Origin of the sequence: Klebsiella sp. 1SOBk10mer (genome assembly GCF_046602535.1) — a bacterium.
Classification (GTDB): domain Bacteria; phylum Pseudomonadota; class Gammaproteobacteria; order Enterobacterales; family Enterobacteriaceae; genus Klebsiella; species Klebsiella quasipneumoniae.
The window spans coordinates 578,901-597,028 of sequence record NZ_JBKIUP010000001.1 but is presented as its reverse complement, the minus strand read 5'-3'; the positions used below and the strand labels follow the sequence as shown (position 1 = coordinate 597,028).

Sequence of the window (18,128 nt, the reverse complement as noted above, 5' to 3'; positions counted from 1 at the left end):
CGCTGGCCTTTATTTTGTCACGTCAGCGCCAAACCATTTCTCTGACAGGGCCTTCAGGCTGCCATCTTTCTGCATATCCGCGATCGCGCCATCTACCGCTTTCAGCAGGTCATCGTTGCCTTTGCGCAGTGCAACGCCAGCTTCCTGACGGGAGAACGCTTCGCCGGTTACCGCCAGCGTGTTGTTGGTTTTCTTCACCAGATCCAGCGCCGCCAGACGGTCAACCAGAATGGCGTCAATACGGCCTACGCGCAGATCCTGGTATTTGGTCGGATCGTCATCATAGGTGCGGACATCCACGCCCTGGACGTTCTGACGCAGCCACTCTTCATAGTTAGTGCCCAGCCCGACGCCCACTTTCTTGCCTTTCAGATCCGCCGCGGTTTTAATCGCGCCTTCGTTGCCTTTCTTCACCAGCGCCTGCACACCGGAGATCGTGTACGGGGTAGAGAAATCGTATTTTTTCTTACGTTCATCAGAGATAGTGACCTGGTTAATCACCACGTCAATGCGCTTGGAATCCAGCGAGGCCAGCATACCGTCCCACTTGGTCGGTTTGAGGTCAGCCTTCACGCCCAGATGTTTCGCCAGCTCGTTGGCGAACTCCACTTCAAAGCCGGTCAGCTTACCGTCATCGCCCTGGAAGCTAAAAGGAGGATAGGTGCCTTCGAGGCCCACGCGCAGGGTGCCGCGCTCTTTAATCTGATTGAGCAGGTTTTCCGCCGCAAAAGTTTTCACGCTAACGCCAGCCATCAAAACAACGGCCATCGCGCCCATCAGCGCCTGACGACCCAGAAGTGCTAATTTCATAGATACCCCGAAGGTTAGGATTTTCCTGTAGTGTAAAGCGCTTAACGGCCCGACACCAACATCGTTACGCTACATCTTATGCAAATTTATTATATATGATCCGCTTTAGGGTATAGCGAAATTCAGGGCTTTCCTCACCCGTTTTGCGGGATATCTCCCATACTGCAAAGGTCAGCCTGTTGACGTCTGGAGCATGGAAGATGAAAAACCCCACCTTGTTGCAATGTTTTCACTGGTACTACCCCGCCGGCGGCGAACTGTGGCGTGAAGTCGAAGCGCTGGCCCCCAGTCTTAACGAAATCGGCATCAATATGGTCTGGTTGCCCCCCGCCTACAAAGGCGCCTCGGGCGGCTATTCCGTCGGCTATGACACCTACGATCTCTTCGACCTCGGCGAGTTTGATCAAAAGGGCTCTGTCGCCACCAAATATGGCGATAAGACCCAGCTGCTGGCGGCAATCAACGCCCTGAAGGAGCACGACATCGCCGTGCTGCTGGACGTGGTGGTGAACCATAAAATGGGCGCCGATGAAAAAGAGGCCCTGCGCGTGCAGCGCGTCGATGAGCAGGATCGCACGCAAATTGACGAGACGATTATCGAGTGCGAGGCATGGACTCGCTATACCTTCCCGGTGCGCGCCGGGCAGTATTCGCAGTTTGTCTGGGACTACAAGTGCTTTAGCGGCATTGACCACATCGAGAATCCGACAGAAGACGGTGTATTTAAAATCGTCAACGACTACACCGGCGAAGGCTGGAATGAACAGGTCGATGACGAGCTTGGCAACTTCGACTACCTGATGGGCGCCAATATCGATTTTCGTAATCACGCCGTCACCGAAGAGATCAAATACTGGGCGCGCTGGGTGATGGAGCAAACCGGTTGCGACGGTTTTCGTCTTGACGCTGTGAAGCATATCCCCGCATGGTTTTACAAAGCGTGGATCGAGCATGTTCAGGAGGTGGCCCCGCAGCCGCTGTTTATTGTTGCGGAATACTGGTCCCATGAAGTGGAAAAGCTCCAGCAGTATATCGATCTGGTCGAGGGCAAGACGATGCTGTTTGACGCCCCGCTGCAGATGAAATTTCATGAAGCGTCCCGCCAGGGGCGCGATTACGACATGAGCCAGATTTTCAGCGGGACGCTGGTGGAAGCCGACCCCTTCCATGCCGTCACCCTGGTCACCAACCATGATACCCAGCCGCTGCAGGCGCTCGAGGCGCCTGTTGAGCCATGGTTTAAACCGCTGGCCTATGCGCTGATCCTGTTGCGTGAAAATGGCGTACCCTCGGTCTTCTATGCCGATCTCTTCGGCGCCTCCTATGAGGATACCGGCGGCGACGGACAAACCTACGCCATAGAAATGCCCGTTATCGAACAACTCCACGAGCTGATCGACGCCCGTCAGCGTTTTGCCCACGGCGTGCAGACTCTCTGGTTCGATCACCCCAACTGCATTGCCTTCAGCCGCAGCGGCACGGACGAGGATCCCGGCTGCGTGGTGGTGATGTCCAATGGTGATGAGGGAGAAAAGACCCTGACGCTGGGCGAGAATTATGGCAACAAACGCTGGCGGGATTTCCTGGGCAATCGGGAAGAGATTGTCGAAACCGACGGCGAAGGCTGCGCCACCTTTACCTGTAACGGAGGAAGCGTCAGCGTGTGGGTGCTGGAGGCGGTGCTGTAGTCATCTGACGCCGGACGGGCCAGCGGTGGCCCGCCGGAATCTTAGTGCGCGGTGGTCGGCGCGCTGACTGGAGCGGTGGCACGCGCTTTAGCCCACGCTTTCTCGCACTCCGGGGTGAGACGTTCAACGCGGGTCAACGTCATACGATCGTAGGAAAGGGTGTTGCCCTCGCGCTCGATCGGGTAGATATCCAGGGAAGCGGTCACGTTGTAGATATCGCTATCGCGGTTCATCAGTTTCCCCGGCTGGGCGATCACGCGCTGCCACTGGCGGCAGTCGAAGGTGTCCCCATCTTTGGTGACGATCAGGCTGGCGATGGCGTCCGGACTCATCATCTCACTCTGCGGCCCTTTCGTCTGCCAGTAGCCTTCCAGGCCTGCCGGCGCGGGGGCTTTAACAACGTCTTCGTAACGATCAACCTGCACGCATCCGGCCAGCGCCACCACCATGCCAGCAAAAACTAACTGTTTCATCATTCATCCCACAAGCTGATAAAAAAGTATTGTGGCATTAAAGCGTTAAGCCTTCCACCCCCGCTGCGGGCGGAGAAGCCGGGTAAAACACGGCCAGGCATCGCGACCTTCATATGAAATAAGGAAATTCTGAAAGTAAAAGAATCTTTGGCGCCTAACCATAGCAGCCACGGGCACTTTTTGTTTTTAATTCGCTCACACTACCGGTTCTCGACTTTACTTTAAGAGTTTTCCTGGCAAATTATATGCAGAGATGCGGAATAGTTTAATGGAACTAATGGGTTCTTTCTTAAACCTACTATTATTACCGCCCGCAAGGACTGCTTCGCACAGCCAGTGCGAAGTGTATATCGTTACGTGTTGATTGAGGATGGGTCATGTCAACGATGATTATGGATTTGTGCAGTTATACCCGGTTAGGACTTACGGGATATCTGACCAGTCGGGGAATTAAAAAACAGGAAATCGTTGAGGTCAACTGCGCTGAGGATCTGCACAGGCACTGTGCGTCATGTTGCCCGGCGGTGGTGTTTCTGAATGAAGATTGCTTTGTGCATGATGATGAAAGTAATAACATTATTCGCCAGATCATCACGCAAAATCCGGCGACGCTGTTTGTGATTTTTATGTCGCTGGCGAACATCCATTTTGACCGCTATCTGCGGGTACGTAAGAATCTGCTAATCAGTTCAAAATCGATCACCCCAAAAGACCTTGATGTCATTCTGGTTAATTATCTTAAATACAAGAACACGAGCCTGGGGCAGTTGAATTTACCGACGTTGTCGCTAAGCAAAACAGAATCAAATATGCTGCAAATGTGGATGGCCGGGCATGGTACTTCGCAAATTTCAACGCAAATGAACATCAAAGCGAAAACGGTATCATCGCACAAAGGTAATATTAAAAAGAAAATACAGACGCATAATAAGCAGGTGATTTACCACATCGTTCGGCTGACCGAAAACATTACCAGTGGTATTCAGGTGAATCTACGCTGAAACAAACTGGCGGTGGTCCCGCCAGTTCGGTTTTACGAGATTTCTTTTTCCACGAAGATCCCATCCGGGTGCCCTATTTCATTGAAAAACCAGATCCCCAGGGGATAGTCTTCCAGCGAAACCAGATACATCGTCCCTTCGCTAAACGACTCAATTGCCAGCACTACGCCCGATCGACGTGGGCCACCGTCGGTCTTCACCGTGACACGATCGTTCACCTGCATAATCCATCTCCTCTCTATTTTCAGCCAGTGTAGAACAAAACCACGCCGCTCGCAGCGTCGCGGCCGGTGACTGGCGTTTTTTTAGACCGACTATACTTAAAAAGGCTTGAGCGACGCTCAGCGAGGGGGGTAATGATGAAGAACCGATTGACAGACCAGACCGGGAACGACGTTGATGTGAACGTTGATGCTCTACTGGCGGCGATTAATGAGATCAGCGAAAGCGAAGTCCACCGCATCCTCGATGACCCTCAGCGCGCCAGTATCGATGGCCGCGGGGCGCATACCTGGCGCGAACTGGCGGAGGCATTTGAACTCGATATTCATGATTTCAGCGCCAGTGAAGCCAACCGCTAGTGATGGGCGAAAAAAATCCCGACTCGCAGGAGTCGGGATCAAACTTGCTAATGCAAGAAGCACTTGAAAATTCGTTACACCGGGAAATCCGATGCGTTGAAACATTATCCTCAATTATTTTGCATGACAAGAGATATTCATGACGCAAAATATTGAGAAAGTCGGCGCTTCGCAGCAGAAAGGGCTGCAGGGCTGATGCGAGAAGGCTTAGCCGCAAACCGGTTTCATCTGATAGTACGATCGCCAGACATTACTTTAAGATAAATCTCAAATACGCTGGCGCGAGCGAAACGTTTTACTCACGCTTCGCTGCGATAACAGACCTGGTTGCGGCCATTCTGCTTGGCCAGATACAGTCGACCATCGGCGACCGACTGCAGCGCTTCAAAGTGATACTCTCCCTGCTCTTCGCTGGCGCTTACCCCTAACGACGCGCTGACCCGCAGCGTCACGTTGTTATGCAAAAAGACCTCCCGGCCATGAATACGCAGGCGTAGCCGCTCCGCTATCGCCGCCGCTTCCTGCAGCGTGGTATTCGGCAGCACGACACAAAACTCCTCTCCCCCCACGCGGCCCAGCAAATCGCCTTCCCGCACAGTGCCGGCAAGGGTACTGGCCACCATCGACAGCACCCTGTCACCCGCCTGATGACCATAGCGATCGTTAATGCTCTTAAAGTGATCCAGATCGAGCTGGATCACCGCCAGCGGTAGTCCGCTGCGCTGGCAGGCGCTGGCGAGCGCCATCGCCTTTTCAAACAGCGCCCCGCGATTGAGCAGGCGGGTTAAGGCATCGTGCCAGGCCTGCCACTCCAGAGAGGTCTGGAGGACGCTCATATTGCGGACCATACGGCGGATCACCAGCCAGGAGAGCAGCAGCATCAAGGTGAAGAGGATCCACATCAGGGTCAGGGCGATGGTGATGGTGCCAAAGTTGCCGCGTACGCCTTCCCGCAGGGTGTGGATCCGCAGCAGCACGCCGTCAAAATTCCGTAGTTTGGCCCAACTGATATAGCGCGTCAGCAGACGCAGGCCGCCCTGGTTATCATGGGCAAACGCGCGGCTGAGCAGCTCCTGCTCGCGCGGCGACAGCAGCGTCAGGACATTCCCCGGCGCAGAGGAGGCCAGCAGGCTAAGATGGCTGTCATAAAGCTGGTATTCCCCCTCCTGCCCGCCCTTCATCGCGCTGATTAAAAATGCTTTTATTTCGCTGACTGAGAAATCCATCGCCAGCACGCCGCGCCAGTAACCGGCAAAATCCAGCGGTATCGAGGCGGTAACCACCTGCTCTTCCAGCTGCGGGTCATCGTCAGGAAAGGTTTGCCAGATAACGCCGCGGTACGGATTGTTCCGCTGGGTCTGCCGGGTAAACCAGAGGGCGCTGATAGCGCGCGAATAGTGCGTCTTCACCTGCGATTCATCGCGCAGCGGCAGGGTCGAGGTGAAAAAGCCGCTGCGGGAGATATATTGCATCCGCTCGGCAAAATCGCGGTCATGCTGCGTCAGATTTAACAGATAACCCAGCTCCAGCGTCGCCATCAGTTCATTGACCACCAGCGGATCGTCCGGCAAGAGCAGCGGGTGCTCCCTGACGACGCTCTCCGAGACGCCAAACACCGGCAGCGTCCGGCGGTTCGGGAGCGCCACCCGCCAAATCTCCTGATGGCGCTGGTTCAGATAGCGCTGGCTGGCCTCGTGCAACACATCGACGTCGAGGGGGCGTTCAAGTGCGGACTGCATACCGTGGCGAAAAAACATCATCCTGTCGATGTTAAACTGCAGCAGCCCATCCATTTCATGCGCGACGTTAGCCAGATTATTGCGCTGGTTCGCCACGTAGGCCTCTTCCAGGACGTTGATTTCACGCCAGATCAGCAGCGTGGAGAAAAATAGCACCACGATAAAACAAACGTTAACCACATGTGCCGGGCGAGTCAGGAAGTAGCGCTTTTTCAACTTCAACCGCAGTGGCTTATCCATCTTTCTCTCGTAGTACGTTGCGCAAACCTGACGTCGTCAGCGCACGCGGTTTCTGTCGATACCGGACGCGCTTTTAGCGTAGACCACGCGGCGCCAATACGCTGCGCCGCACCTGACTACTTCGCAGCGCCACGCAGGCGGCTCACCGCCTTGACGCCGGCCAGGACCACCGCACCGATGATAAAACCCAGCACCAGATTGACCACCATCGGCAGCAAGGCGGCCAACATGCCGCCCAGGCCCGCGCTCCAGTGCTCAATGGCATGGTGCAGCGGCGCAATACCGTGGACCACAATCCCGCCGCCAACGAGGAACATGGCCAGCGTCCCGACGACAGAGAGCAGTTTCATCAGCCAGGGAGCCACGGCCAATAACCCTTTGCCCAGCCACTGCGCCAGCGTACTGCGTTTCTCCGCCAGCCAGTAACCCATGTCATCCAGCTTGACGATCACCCCCACCAGGCCATAGACCCCGACGGTGACCAGAATCGCGATCCCTGAGAGAATGAGGATCTGATTCAGCAGCGGCGCTTCCGCGACAATGCCGAGGGTGATGGCGACAATTTCCGCGGACAAAATAAAGTCGGTGCGAATCGCCCCTTTTACTTTGTCACGCTCAAAGGCCAGCGGGTCACGATCCGCCAACGCCTGAAGACGCTGCTGCCGTTGCGCTGGATCCTCCTTGTGCTTACGCGCTTCCAGACTGTGGAGCACCTTCTCCACCCCTTCAAAACAGAGAAACGCGCCACCTACCATCAGCAGCGGCGTGATCGCCCAGGGAATAAAGGCGCTGATCAGCAGGGCCAGCGGCACGAGGATGATTTTATTGACGAACGACCCTTTCGCCACGCCCCAGACCACGGGCAGCTCACGATTTGCCCGCACGCCGGTCACCTGTTGGGCATTCAGGGAAAGATCGTCGCCCAGCACCCCCGCCGTTTTTTTCGCCGCCAGCTTGCCCATCATGGAGATATCGTCCAGCAGCGTGGCGATATCATCAAGTAATGTTAAAAGACTACTTCCTGCCAAAATGATTTTCCTTCTCTTTTCATCAATGTCTCCCTCGAGTATGCGTTAAAAAACGGCCGCTGCCCAAGGTACAATTAGTCAATATAAATTTAACAACCTGGCGCAAATTAAGCGCTCGCCAGCAGGATAGTTTTCACGTTTACTATATGTCCCCTTTCTATCTCTGCACCGTCGTGAGGAAGTATGTCTACCCGTCAGCTGTTACCGCTTATCGGGGCGCTGTTTGCGCTGTATATCATTTGGGGCTCTACCTATTTCGCCATCGCCGTCGGCGTCGCCAGCTGGCCGCCGCTGATGATGGCCGGAATTCGCTTTCTCTCTGCCGGCGTGCTGCTGCTGGGATGGCTGTTGGCCACCGGCCATAAACTGCCGGCCCGCAGGCCGTTGCTTAATGCCGCGCTGATCGGGGTTTTGCTGCTGGCCGTCGGCAACGGCTTTGTCACCCTGGCCGAACATCAGCACGTTCCCTCCGGGATCGCCGCGGTGATGGTCGCCACCGTTCCGCTGTTCACCCTGTGCTTCAGCCGCTTTTTCGGCATCGCCACTCGGAAGCTGGAGTGGCTGGGGATTGCCATTGGCCTCGCGGGTATTGTGATGCTTAACAGCGGGGGCAACCTGAACGGCAACCCCTGGGGCGCACTGCTGATTCTGATTGGCTCCCTGAGCTGGGCCTTCGGCTCGGTTTACGGCTCGCGGATCGTGCTGCCGACCGGCATGATGGCGGGGGCAATCGAGATGCTCGCCGCCGGGATCGTCCTGCTGGCCGCCTCATGGCTGAGCGGTGAAACCTTAACCCGCATTCCGTCGTGGTCCGGGATCGCCGCCGTAGCCTATCTGGCTATCTTTGGCTCGCTGATTGCCATCAACGCCTACATGTTTTTGATCCGCAATGTCACCCCGGCGGTGGCCACCAGCTACGCCTATGTCAACCCGGTGGTAGCGGTTCTCCTTGGCACCGGATTCGGTGGCGAAAGCCTGTCACTGATCGAGTGGCTGGCGCTGGCGGTGATTATTTTCGCCGTAGTGCTGGTGACGCTGGGCAAATATCTCTTCCCGGTTCGCAGCGAAGCTACCCCTTGTAAGGCGTCGAAATAAGCGCCAGTTCGCGGATCCCCTGGGTGTCGATCTGCGCGTCGTGTCCGGCGCCGCAGATCCACTCTTCCAGACGCTCGGTGAGCGCCTCGTCATTCAGCTTCAGGCGACCGCGCAGGGCGCACTCCCAGACGATAAGCACCCGCCAGCCCTGCGCGGCCAGCTTTTGCCGGTCACGGGCATCGCGCGCTACGTTGCCGGCGATCTTGTCCAGCCAGAACGCCGTCCGGGTGGCCGGCACCTTAAACAGGTAACAGTCATGGTGGTGCCAGAAACAGCCGTGGGTAAAGATGACGCAACGGTAGTCGGGTAAAGCGAAATCAGGGCGCCCCGGCAGCTCGCGATCCTGGGCAATAAAGGTGAATCCCGCCTGAGTCAACAGCGCCGCTATCCGCTTTTCGATCGCCGTATCGCGCGTGGCGATAGCCCGCATATTTTTACTGCGTGTGGCTTTATCGTGAACATCCGCCATCGTTATCATCCGCTTCGCGACGCGACACCGCCTGAGCGATGCGCGGGGCCAGGAGCTTCGCCACCGCGGCGAAGACCGGAACCACCACCGAGTTGCCGAACTGACGATAGGCCTGGGTATCCGACACCGGGATGCGGAAACGCGCCCCCTGAGGCGATTCGAAGCCCATCAATCGGGCGCACTCCCGCGGCGTCAGCCGACGAGGACGCCGCTGTTGATTCTGCGGATCGTCAAAATGCGTCTCGCCCAGCGGCCGGTCCCAGCCGCGATCGACGAGAATTTCGGCGCCATCTTTATAGTAGCGGGCGGAGAGCGTCCGGGCCACGCTGTGGGGATTGGCGGGGTCCACCAGGCCATAACCAAAGCCATTGCCCCGCGCCTGATGCTTGCGCGCATAGCGATAAAGATATTTCCACAGCACCGGCGTGAGGATAAATTTGGCATCCACCGTCGGCTCCAGCAGCTCGCCAAACGTTGGCCGAACCGCCGGGTAAAGCGCCGCGATATCGCGCAGCGTAAACCCTTCGTGCAGGTGCAGATCGCGACGGAAGCCTACCAGCACGATGCGCTCCCGGTGCTGTGGTAAGAAATGGCGCCCGTCGATCACTTTCGGATCGTCCGGCCCGCTATGCCCGGCGTCAGCGACCTCATACCCCAGCTCATCCAGTGTCTGCATGATGATGCGGAAGGTGCGTCCCTGATCGTGACTTTTGAGATTTTTAACATTCTCCAGCACAAAGATCGCCGGCTGACGGGCGGCGATAATTCTCACCACATCAAAAAACAGCGTCCCCTGGGTTTCGCAGGCAAAGCCGTGGGCGCGACCCATGGCATTTTTTTTCGATACGCCGGCGAGTGAGAAAGGCTGGCATGGAAAGCCGGCCAGCAGCACATCATGCTGCGGGATAGTCTCGCGGATATGCTGCGCCGCCTCGTCATCGCTAACGTCGGGGCGATGGCTGAGGGTGATATCGCGGATATCTTCATTGAAACGGTGTTGCTGCGGATCGCAATACCAGTTGGCCTTATAGGTGCGCACCGCATGCTTATTCCACTCGCTGGTAAAGACGCACTGCCCGCCGATGGCTTCAAAACCGCTGCGGATCCCGCCGATACCGGCAAACAGATCGACAAAGCGGAACCCATAGTGCGGATGATGGGCCGGCGGCGCCGGCAGCAGCGTCGCCAGATGAGCGACCTCCTGCGGACGCAAACGCCCCGCCGCGCGGCCGAGGGCCGCCACGCGCTTGAGGATCGCCGCGCTCCAGTGCTGCTCCCCGACGCTAACCAGCTCGGCGACCAGCGTTTTCACATCGTAGATCGTCATCAGCTGACGCAGCAGCGCCTGAGCCTCTTCACCGGCCTGCTCCGTCAATGACAACGACCTGTTTTCCTTGATTAACTTTTGTGGCATATCCTCAACCAGCGCGGACGATTTTTGCAGAGAGTACCATAAATCACTGGTCGGTTGACGGCTGTGGTGCAAAGCGGCGTAAAACCGCCTCATCCAGCGCCATAGGCTCCCCCTTCAGCTCCGCGCTGATCTTGGCCATAAACTCAACGAGGAAGCGCGCATTATGCTGCGCCATAGCCCTTCCTGCGGCGGTCTGCATGGTTTCCGGCAGGCGCAGGAGTTTGCACTGGAAATGGTCGAGGGCATATTTTCTGTCATCCAGCGCTCGCCGGTCGGCGAAAGGATCGTCGGCATCAAACAGAATGGTGTTCAGGGCGCCGGCGACGGCGAAGACCCGCGCCAGGCCAATCGCCCCAAGCGACTCGAGACGGTCGGCGTCCTGGACGATTTTCGCCTCCAGCGTGCGCGGCGGGATCGCCGCGCTAAAGCTGTGCGCCTCAATAGCATGGCTGACCGCCGCATAGCGGTCTGCGGGAAAATCGGTAAACGACGACTGCAAAATCGCAAGGGTTTTCTCGGCAGCCATCATCGAAGAGCGGCTTCGCTCCGGATGATTTTTAGGCAGACTGACAATGTCATGAAAATAGCAGGCCGTGAGAAGCACCAGCCTGTCGACTTCCACCTCCCCGGCGGCCAGCCGGGTGGCGGTGGCCCAGACGCGACGAAAATGGGACAGATCGTGCGCCGCATCCTCCTGGGCGTGGTGCGTCAGTATCCAGTGCTCAAATCGTTGCTGCCAGTCTACCAGGTTCATAAGCGTTCCTTATCTGAAGGTCAGCCTCGAGCATAGCAACTTTACGACTGATGATCCCGCCTGCTTCTGGCGGGCCGTGTATACCAGACGACAGCACCTAGGATCGCGCCAATGCCGGCGAGCACCAGCATCCCCAACAGGGCGCCAAGCCATTTCCCTGCCATTGTGCCAAAGTCGCCCTCCGCGCTGGCGCCGGGAACGCTGTGAATTTTCCCTACCACCCACCAGTAACGCACAATGACCCAGACACAATATCCGCAAAAGGCATACAACGCCCAGAACGCGAGTTTGCCGCCCGGGCTGCGTTTTGCCTGCTCTTCCATCTCATTCTTCTCCGTGACAAATCATACTACTGTCACCCAAAACGTGACACGCATCACATTATACCGCCAACCTGCGCCACAGGCAGCAGTTTCATCCTTGTCTTCTGCACCTACTTATCACTTATGCTGCCAATGGAAATACCCAAGGGTTTGTTCTTTATTACTTACCCACAGGATTAAACATTAACGACATCAACCATGCCGCGTATTGTACTTATCTTCCCCAGCGAGTTTGACTCATAAATTATATTTAAATGCTGAATAACCCTCTCGCCGTAAATTTATACAAATAATTTCATTTGGTTAACCGAGCCCGCAACAAAACAACATAACCCATTGCTATATAATAAAATAATAATAAAAGAAGATTCATTTAAATTTAATATAACGAACCATTTGGAAATATTTTGCAATATCTTACATTATTTATTTACATATTTTATTTTAAATAAAAATGAACCTGGTCGTTAGTATCTGATAGTCATTCCGGAGGGATTGTCATAATTCACAGAAATTATTATTAAAAGGGAATATATAATGAAAAGAAAAGTACTGGCTCTCATGGTTCCGGCATTATTAATGGCCAATGCCGTTAATGCCGCGGAAATCTATAACAACAACGGCAACAAACTGGACCTTTACGGGAAAGTCGCCGGCCTGCACTATTTCTCAGACGACACTTCAGAGGACGGCGATCAGACCTATGCACGCTTTGGCATCAAAGGCGAAACGCAGATCGCTTCCGAGTTAACCGGCTACGGTCAGTGGGAATACAATATCAAGGCCAATACCAGCGAAAATGAAGGAGCGAATTCCTGGACCCGTCTGGCCTTCGCCGGTCTGAAGTTTGCTGACTATGGCTCACTGGACTATGGCCGTAATTACGGCGTGGTGTACGACATCGAATCCTGGACTGATATGCTGCCAGAATTCGGCGGCGATACCTACACCCAGACCGACGTTTACATGACCGGCCGCACCAACGGGGTGGCCACCTACCGTAACAGCGATTTCTTCGGCCTCGTCGACGGCCTGCATTTCGCCCTGCAGTATCAGGGTAATAATGAAAACGCCGGTTCTGGCGAAGGCACTAACAACGGTGGTGCTCGTAAACTGGCGCGGGAAAATGGCGACGGGTTTGGTATCTCCAGCTACTACGATCTCGATATGGGCATCAGCTTCGGGGCCGCCTACTCATCTTCTGACCGTACCCATAACCAGCTGGCGGCAGCACGTAGCAGCCATATTTATGCCAACGGTGATAAAGCCGACGCCTGGACCGTCGGCGCCAAATATGACGCCAACAACATCTATCTGGCCGCCATGTATGCGGAGACCCGCAACATGACCTTCTACGGCAACGGCGCTATTGCCAACAAGACGCAGAACTTTGAAGTCGTCGCCCAGTACCAGTTCGATGAGTATAATTTACCGCTGCGTCCGTCTGTGGCCTATCTGCAATCAAAGGGTAAAGATCTCTACTCCTCTTCTCGCTTCGGCGACAAGGATCTGGTCAAGTATGTCGACATCGGCATGACCTACTACTTCAATAAAAATATGTCCACCTATGTGGATTACAAAATCAACCTGCTGGACGAAGACGACCGCTTCTACAGCAACAACGGTATCTCGACCGATGATATCGTGGCCCTCGGTCTGGTTTACCAGTTCTGATCCCCATCTAAGCCCGCGCTCAGCGGGCTTTTTCTTGTTCCCGCTCCGTTGAGATCACTCTTTTCGACATTGCCGCTTTCCAGGCGTACCTTCCCTCTTTATGATGCGTTTAAGCTCGTTCGGGCAAATTGCGGCGGTAAGACCACAAAAAGACAAGGCACAGTACCGCGTCTTTACGCTGAAACCAGGACGATGATGATGGCGATACCCCAGCGCAGGCGTTATACCTGAAGCTAACGGTGTTATTGAAGGGGAATGGTCAGAGAAAGAAGAGTGGCGGAGAGAGGGGGATTTGAACCCCCGGTAGAGTTGCCCCTACTCCGGTTTTCGAGACCGGACTGCTTTTCTTTAAAAACAGATAGTTACCTATTTTTCTGAGAAAATACCTCAAATTTCACACACAACCTTTTCAATAAGTTAGCCCTCTTCAAAACTTCATTTTCTCATGAAATTTTTGACATTAGCCCTTAATGATTGGCTGGGAATACTTTCGCCTCTGAAAGAAGTTGCGAGCGCCTTTCCAGTATCGAATGGCGCTACTTTACCAGCATGTTTTTATAGGCTTTTGATCCAGGGGTAAGGATGAAATTTAGGTGCGCACCACTTTTCATATTACTGGATAATCATCATCATCCTTCCATATCCGGTTAATAACGAATGTCACTATCCCTAACACTACGACGTCGTCGAGTGCTTCGCCTTCCAATGCCTCACCATCTCGAGTAATAAACGCCTTCCCCATAACTTTCGCAAAATCCGTACCGCCGGTGTATTGAATTAAAACGGTGTCTCCTTGTTTTGGTTTAACGGAGAAATCCACAACGGCATAGCCTGTTTCTGTTACTACAACCCGAGTATTAGGGCCGGTACCGCAGAGTTTATCGACGGTTAACCGCCCCTCCACATAGTCTGCTGCTGGCGACGGAAACCCCACGTTATAGCCCTCCGTTCGGGTTGTATAACTGGAACGTTCTTTCATCTCCTTCCTGCGTTGAGACATCCCGGAATGTCGTCACATAGTGCTCTATCCACTGGTTAGCCTGCCGTGGCGACCAGTGCCAGTTAACTTTTGCGAGTTCCCGGATAAAACCGGACGTTGTCACGGTGCGGCGGCCATTAGGCTCAATGACAATTGCCTGACGCCAGGCTATTTCGATATCTGAGTTTCGCGGCATAATCTCACACCATAAAGAACTGTTTTTATATACAGTAGTTTTATTGAGGCTTAAGATCAAGTACGATTGCGGCCATCAATTTACTTGACAGCCGATGTTACTGAATCATAAGACTTTATTGGCATTTAACCAATGAATCCCATCAGTTGTCGTGTTCGCTAAAGCACTGGAGTATTCGGCGTCAAGAAGTCTTGGTTGCTGACCTCCTTGATACACCTGCCTTTCAATAAGAGAGCTATTAAGTCTTACCTTATTTTTGTTGGTGATTTTTATTAATTCTCCTGAAATATCTTTATGGATACCCTTATCAATAAAAACAAATTCCGCCCCATCCATGTGATAACTGCTTTCAAGATTCTCAAAACGCATACTGGATAATTGAGTGCTACCAGTCGTATTTTTGAATTTTACGCCAATGCCTTTTCCGTTACCCTTAATTTTAACAGCGTTAATAACATTGTTTAATGATGCTGAATTCATTCTATTAAGAATGATCCCGTTAGAGCCCGGATTATCTATATGGCATACGGAAATAACAGCATCTCCGCATGACTCAAGGAAAATACCAGAACCTTTAGCATTTTTTATTATACTGTTGCTAACAATCACATTACGCGATTCCCCAGAGTTGAAACGCCCACCGCTATAATCGTTACCAAAAATATCAATCCCGTTATCGTTTGTTCCATCTACTGTGCAAGAACTGATGATAACTCCATTTGGCCTGTCGATGCTTATACCTATGTATCCGCAATTCTCTACTCGACAGTTTGTAATATTACTGTCGACTGGTCCGTTATTGCTTTTAGATGAGCGAAGCCCTATTCCTATTCCGCCGTTACCTTTTCTTGCTGGAGGATTTATAGCATTAACGTTATCTATCGTTAGTCCTCTAGAGCCGATAATATTAATGCAGTTTATTGCCCCATCAACGTTTTGTGAGTTACCATCAATCCTTACCCCTGAGATTATGACATCTGATAATTCTTCATCATCCCAGTTTGTTATGATTGAACCAACACCGGAATAGCTTCCAGGCAATAGCCTTATAGTTCCAACACCAATGATTGCGCACCCTGGAAGCAAGTTAATGCAACTTCCACCTTTAGACTGCGCATTTTTTATTTCAGGTGAATCAGGGTTAGGTGCCACGTTGTAAACTCCTGCTGGAAGAAACAGCTGCACCCTCTCATTGATGGCGTTCTGTATGTACTTTGTGCAATCAGCGCTCGGATCTGACGCATTAAACGATGCAGGCAGGAAGCTCCTGATGCTAGCCATGCCAGTTTGTGAAATCTCAGATGACACCTTCAGGTAGGCCGGAGCCTGTTGAGGGGACGATTTCGCTTGTGCAGATAGTGCCAGAAGTCCTACTGCCCCAGCGCCTGAAAGTAAGAAATCTCTCCTGTTTTTCATGTATTTACCTGATTTTGTTAGATGTGGATTAAGAAATTGACCACCAATATCAATAGCATGTTTTTTGTGATCAGATCATGGCTTTACTCTTAAAGCTAAAGTATGCTAAAGCAGACTAATCCTATGGAAATGGAAAGATGGCAAGCATTGTTCTTTTTTTTGTTTACGTAATGTTTTTTATACCAAAAATGGATTTAATTTCTCTCGGGGGAGGATTTAACGCTGGGTTGAGGGTGGATGATTTAATTATTTGCTTATTATTTTTCTTTTTTTTCTTATATGCTGCACAGAATAAAAAGACAAAGGTTAGTAAAATAGAGCTTTATTTTATATTATTTCTGTTTGTTACTTTCCTTGGATCGCTATTTAGCTCAACTCAATACGGAAGGGGAACAGTTCTATTTCCTATACGATTCTTTGAATACTTTGTTTTTTTCTATATGGGTTTCTTTTTGTACAAAGGAGGGGCAAACATTCGAAAATTACTCCTCCTTTTGCTTATAGCAAACTCTGCCGTTGCGATCCTTCAACACTTTGGAGTTGTTGGCGGGTTCAACGTTAGAGGTTATCAGCCAAACATGTCTGAGCGCGTAATTGGATTAACTAGCGGGCCTTGGGAACTTGGGGTTATACTTAACTTTATTACATGCTATTTTCTTGCGGAAGAAAAGAGCGAGTTTAAGAAATATATCATATTCGGTGTCGCAACATTAATTATAATGATGACAGGATCAAGGATGTCTTTGCTTGCACAGATTGTCATTCTGGTATGGTATATGAAGCTTAGTGCAAGTCTGGTTACCATCATTAAAAGATGCCTAGTTGTCATTCCATTACTGTTTGCAGTGTATTTCTTCTTTGGGGATAGTACAGTTGCTACCCGTTCAGATAGCCTCATGAACAGTGATAATATAGATCAGTTACTCGACTCATATTCATCTGTAAGGATTACAGAATCAGTTCCGTCATGGGGTGATTTGGGCGTTCTTTCCAGGGGGGATGAGGTTGATGCAAGCTGGAGCATGAGGGGTATTAAATGGATTTACGCCGTTAAATTATATCTATCGCATCCTATGTACTGGATGATAGGCGTCGGGGCTGGATCATTTGGAAATGCACTTGATGGTGGCTGGTTGAGGATCACTACAGAGACGGGAATTATCGGGCTATTACTGTTCGTGATGTTCCTCATGCGCGTAAAGAGATTATCACCAACAATGTCTTTATGTGTTATCGCATTTTGTATAAACATGCTGATGATCGATATCTACATGTCTTATAAAGTAATGTCGATGATGCTCCTTCTGGCTGGTTATTACCAGAAGAAGAAAAAAACAGAAAGAGCGCTAATTAGACAAGAAAGTATAAATAGACACGACTCTGCATTTGTTAAGAGCTGATTGCTCATCAAAAAAATGGATGGCCATCTATAACGACCATCCATTTTATTTTATCAGTTTTAATAGTTTGTCAATAAAATTCACAGACTATATTTGTCTGCAGCATAATTTGCAACGGAATTAATTTCATCCGTTGTCAGCAGGCGCTCCCAGATAACCATTTCGGCAAATTGCGGTCCAGTATTAGCTGAGCCGCCAGAATCCTTACCGAAACGCAGGCGTCTCTGCTCATCCATTGATCCTCCTCGTGTCACCACACCCGATTTCGTTACGGCCGCAGTTCCAGCTCCGATCAGTTGCAACGTTACAGCAGCCGCTCCATCAGCTGGGATGGTCAGAACAGCAGCATATCGACGCGCTGAAATAGCCACACCTCCCGTTGCCGGATCGTTGGAAATGCTAAGTGTTGTACCAGCAGCACCGGACATTTTGGACAGCCCCCAGCTGGCGCTTGCCCGGCTGAACCGCAATCCTCCGATGGTCAGAATGGAGTGAGATGCGGAGCCATGAACCTCATACCATACTGCAAGCAGACTGACATCACCGAATTTGCGGTTAATGTCCGTCAGTGCTGCCTGCGCCCCTGCCATGGCACAGTCGACCATACGAACACCTGACTGATCGACAATCATCGGCCGATTGGTTGTGTCACCCACAAGGATGTTATCCGGCATCAGTGGGCTGGGATACGTGGACACCGCATCACCGACTGCGCTGGTCGCAAAATCCAGCGCCGGGCGCCAGCGGTCGGTATAACCGGTCACGCCGATAGCGGGAGCATAGGGGGCATAGTTTTTAATGGAAGGATCAGGGTTTGTCAGGCTGCCTGGTACAATTTCAAGGGTCAT

At 52.4% G+C, this 18,128-nt stretch carries 19 protein-coding genes; 6 read left to right on the top strand and 13 right to left on the bottom strand.

Translation table 11 applies throughout. The features are described 5' to 3' along the window. Window positions 1–9: 9 nt before the first annotated feature. On the bottom strand, window positions 10–810 hold the full coding sequence (gene tcyJ, locus ACLH1I_RS02765; protein WP_004203468.1) for a cystine ABC transporter substrate-binding protein: 801 nt from the start codon (window positions 808–810) through the stop codon (window positions 10–12). 200 nt (window positions 811–1,010) lie between these two features. On the opposite strand from tcyJ, the gene amyA reads away from it, so the two are divergent. Continuing rightward, a complete protein-coding gene (gene amyA, locus ACLH1I_RS02760; RefSeq protein ID WP_004203469.1) occupies window positions 1,011–2,498 on the top strand; it encodes an alpha-amylase in 1,488 nt (495 codons plus the stop codon). A 41-nt stretch (window positions 2,499–2,539) separates the two neighbouring features. Here the strand turns inward: amyA and yedD are convergent, their stop codons facing one another. After that, complete coding sequence (gene yedD / locus ACLH1I_RS02755) at window positions 2,540–2,974, bottom strand: lipoprotein YedD (protein WP_072140493.1); 435 nt, start codon at window positions 2,972–2,974, stop codon at window positions 2,540–2,542. 374 nt (window positions 2,975–3,348) lie between these two features. Here yedD and rcsA point away from each other — a divergent pair, with 374 nt between their 5' ends. Next, window positions 3,349–3,972, top strand: coding sequence for a transcriptional regulator RcsA (rcsA, locus tag ACLH1I_RS02750; protein ID WP_004203475.1), 624 nt, complete (start codon window positions 3,349–3,351; stop codon window positions 3,970–3,972). A gap of 32 nt (window positions 3,973–4,004) precedes the next feature. On the opposite strand, the gene dsrB is transcribed toward rcsA, so the two are convergent. Next, window positions 4,005–4,196 carry a protein DsrB gene (dsrB, locus tag ACLH1I_RS02745; protein WP_004203477.1) on the bottom strand — a complete coding sequence of 64 codons (192 nt, stop codon included), beginning with the start codon at window positions 4,194–4,196 and terminating at the stop codon, window positions 4,005–4,007. A 135-nt stretch (window positions 4,197–4,331) separates the two neighbouring features. On the opposite strand from dsrB, the gene yodD reads away from it, so the two are divergent. Then, window positions 4,332–4,553 carry a YodD family peroxide/acid resistance protein gene (gene yodD / locus ACLH1I_RS02740; protein WP_004203478.1) on the top strand — a complete coding sequence of 74 codons (222 nt, stop codon included), beginning with the start codon at window positions 4,332–4,334 and terminating at the stop codon, window positions 4,551–4,553. Window positions 4,554–4,852: 299 nt separating this feature from the next. Here the strand turns inward: yodD and dgcQ are convergent, their stop codons facing one another. Beyond that, window positions 4,853–6,532: a cellulose biosynthesis regulator diguanylate cyclase DgcQ gene (gene dgcQ, locus ACLH1I_RS02735; RefSeq protein ID WP_017900237.1), complete on the bottom strand. Its 1,680-nt coding sequence runs from the start codon at window positions 6,530–6,532 to the stop codon at window positions 4,853–4,855. 116 nt (window positions 6,533–6,648) lie between these two features. Then, on the bottom strand, window positions 6,649–7,560 hold the full coding sequence (locus tag ACLH1I_RS02730; RefSeq protein ID WP_023318643.1) for a DUF808 domain-containing protein: 912 nt from the start codon (window positions 7,558–7,560) through the stop codon (window positions 6,649–6,651). A 183-nt stretch (window positions 7,561–7,743) separates the two neighbouring features. Between ACLH1I_RS02730 and yedA the strand changes: the two genes are divergently transcribed. Then, complete coding sequence (yedA, locus tag ACLH1I_RS02725) at window positions 7,744–8,655, top strand: drug/metabolite exporter YedA (RefSeq protein ID WP_117131191.1); 912 nt, start codon at window positions 7,744–7,746, stop codon at window positions 8,653–8,655. On the opposite strand, the gene ACLH1I_RS02720 is transcribed toward yedA, so the two are convergent. The 4 genes from ACLH1I_RS02720 to drpB form a co-directional block, all read right to left on the bottom strand. Further along, window positions 8,630–9,124 (bottom strand): very short patch repair endonuclease, encoded by a 495-nt coding sequence (locus ACLH1I_RS02720; protein ID WP_004203485.1) that lies wholly within the window; start codon window positions 9,122–9,124, stop codon window positions 8,630–8,632. The two genes, yedA and ACLH1I_RS02720, sit on opposite strands and share 26 nt — an antisense overlap. Further along, entirely contained in the window at window positions 9,105–10,505 is a 1,401-nt protein-coding gene (locus ACLH1I_RS02715) for a DNA cytosine methyltransferase (protein WP_192796518.1), read from the bottom strand. The genes ACLH1I_RS02720 and ACLH1I_RS02715 overlap by 20 nt, the downstream gene beginning before the upstream one ends. A 76-nt stretch (window positions 10,506–10,581) precedes the next feature. Beyond that, complete coding sequence (locus ACLH1I_RS02710; protein ID WP_004203487.1) at window positions 10,582–11,292, bottom strand: phosphohydrolase; 711 nt, start codon at window positions 11,290–11,292, stop codon at window positions 10,582–10,584. A 41-nt stretch (window positions 11,293–11,333) separates the two neighbouring features. After that, complete coding sequence (drpB, locus tag ACLH1I_RS02705) at window positions 11,334–11,615, bottom strand: cell division protein DrpB (protein WP_198080020.1); 282 nt, start codon at window positions 11,613–11,615, stop codon at window positions 11,334–11,336. 537 nt (window positions 11,616–12,152) lie between these two features. On the opposite strand from drpB, the gene ompC reads away from it, so the two are divergent. Further along, window positions 12,153–13,289: a porin OmpC gene (ompC, locus tag ACLH1I_RS02700; RefSeq protein ID WP_017900242.1), complete on the top strand. Its 1,137-nt coding sequence runs from the start codon at window positions 12,153–12,155 to the stop codon at window positions 13,287–13,289. A gap of 607 nt (window positions 13,290–13,896) precedes the next feature. Here the strand turns inward: ompC and ACLH1I_RS02695 are convergent. The 3 genes from ACLH1I_RS02695 to ACLH1I_RS02685 form a co-directional block, all read right to left on the bottom strand. After that, window positions 13,897–14,268 carry a hypothetical protein gene (locus tag ACLH1I_RS02695; protein ID WP_101307362.1) on the bottom strand — a complete coding sequence of 124 codons (372 nt, stop codon included), beginning with the start codon at window positions 14,266–14,268 and terminating at the stop codon, window positions 13,897–13,899. Then, a complete protein-coding gene (locus ACLH1I_RS02690; protein WP_032443530.1) occupies window positions 14,225–14,464 on the bottom strand; it encodes a hypothetical protein in 240 nt (79 codons plus the stop codon). The genes ACLH1I_RS02695 and ACLH1I_RS02690 overlap by 44 nt, the downstream gene beginning before the upstream one ends. A 105-nt stretch (window positions 14,465–14,569) precedes the next feature. Then, window positions 14,570–15,880, bottom strand: a complete 1,311-nt coding sequence (locus tag ACLH1I_RS02685) for a right-handed parallel beta-helix repeat-containing protein (protein WP_094818666.1) — start codon at window positions 15,878–15,880, stop codon at window positions 14,570–14,572. Window positions 15,881–16,017: 137 nt separating this feature from the next. Here ACLH1I_RS02685 and ACLH1I_RS02680 point away from each other — a divergent pair, with 137 nt between their 5' ends. Then, window positions 16,018–17,280, top strand: a complete 1,263-nt coding sequence (locus ACLH1I_RS02680; RefSeq protein WP_099721913.1) for a hypothetical protein — start codon at window positions 16,018–16,020, stop codon at window positions 17,278–17,280. A gap of 80 nt (window positions 17,281–17,360) precedes the next feature. On the opposite strand, the gene ACLH1I_RS02675 is transcribed toward ACLH1I_RS02680, so the two are convergent. Next, complete coding sequence (locus ACLH1I_RS02675) at window positions 17,361–18,128, bottom strand: hypothetical protein (protein WP_411302689.1); 768 nt, start codon at window positions 18,126–18,128, stop codon at window positions 17,361–17,363.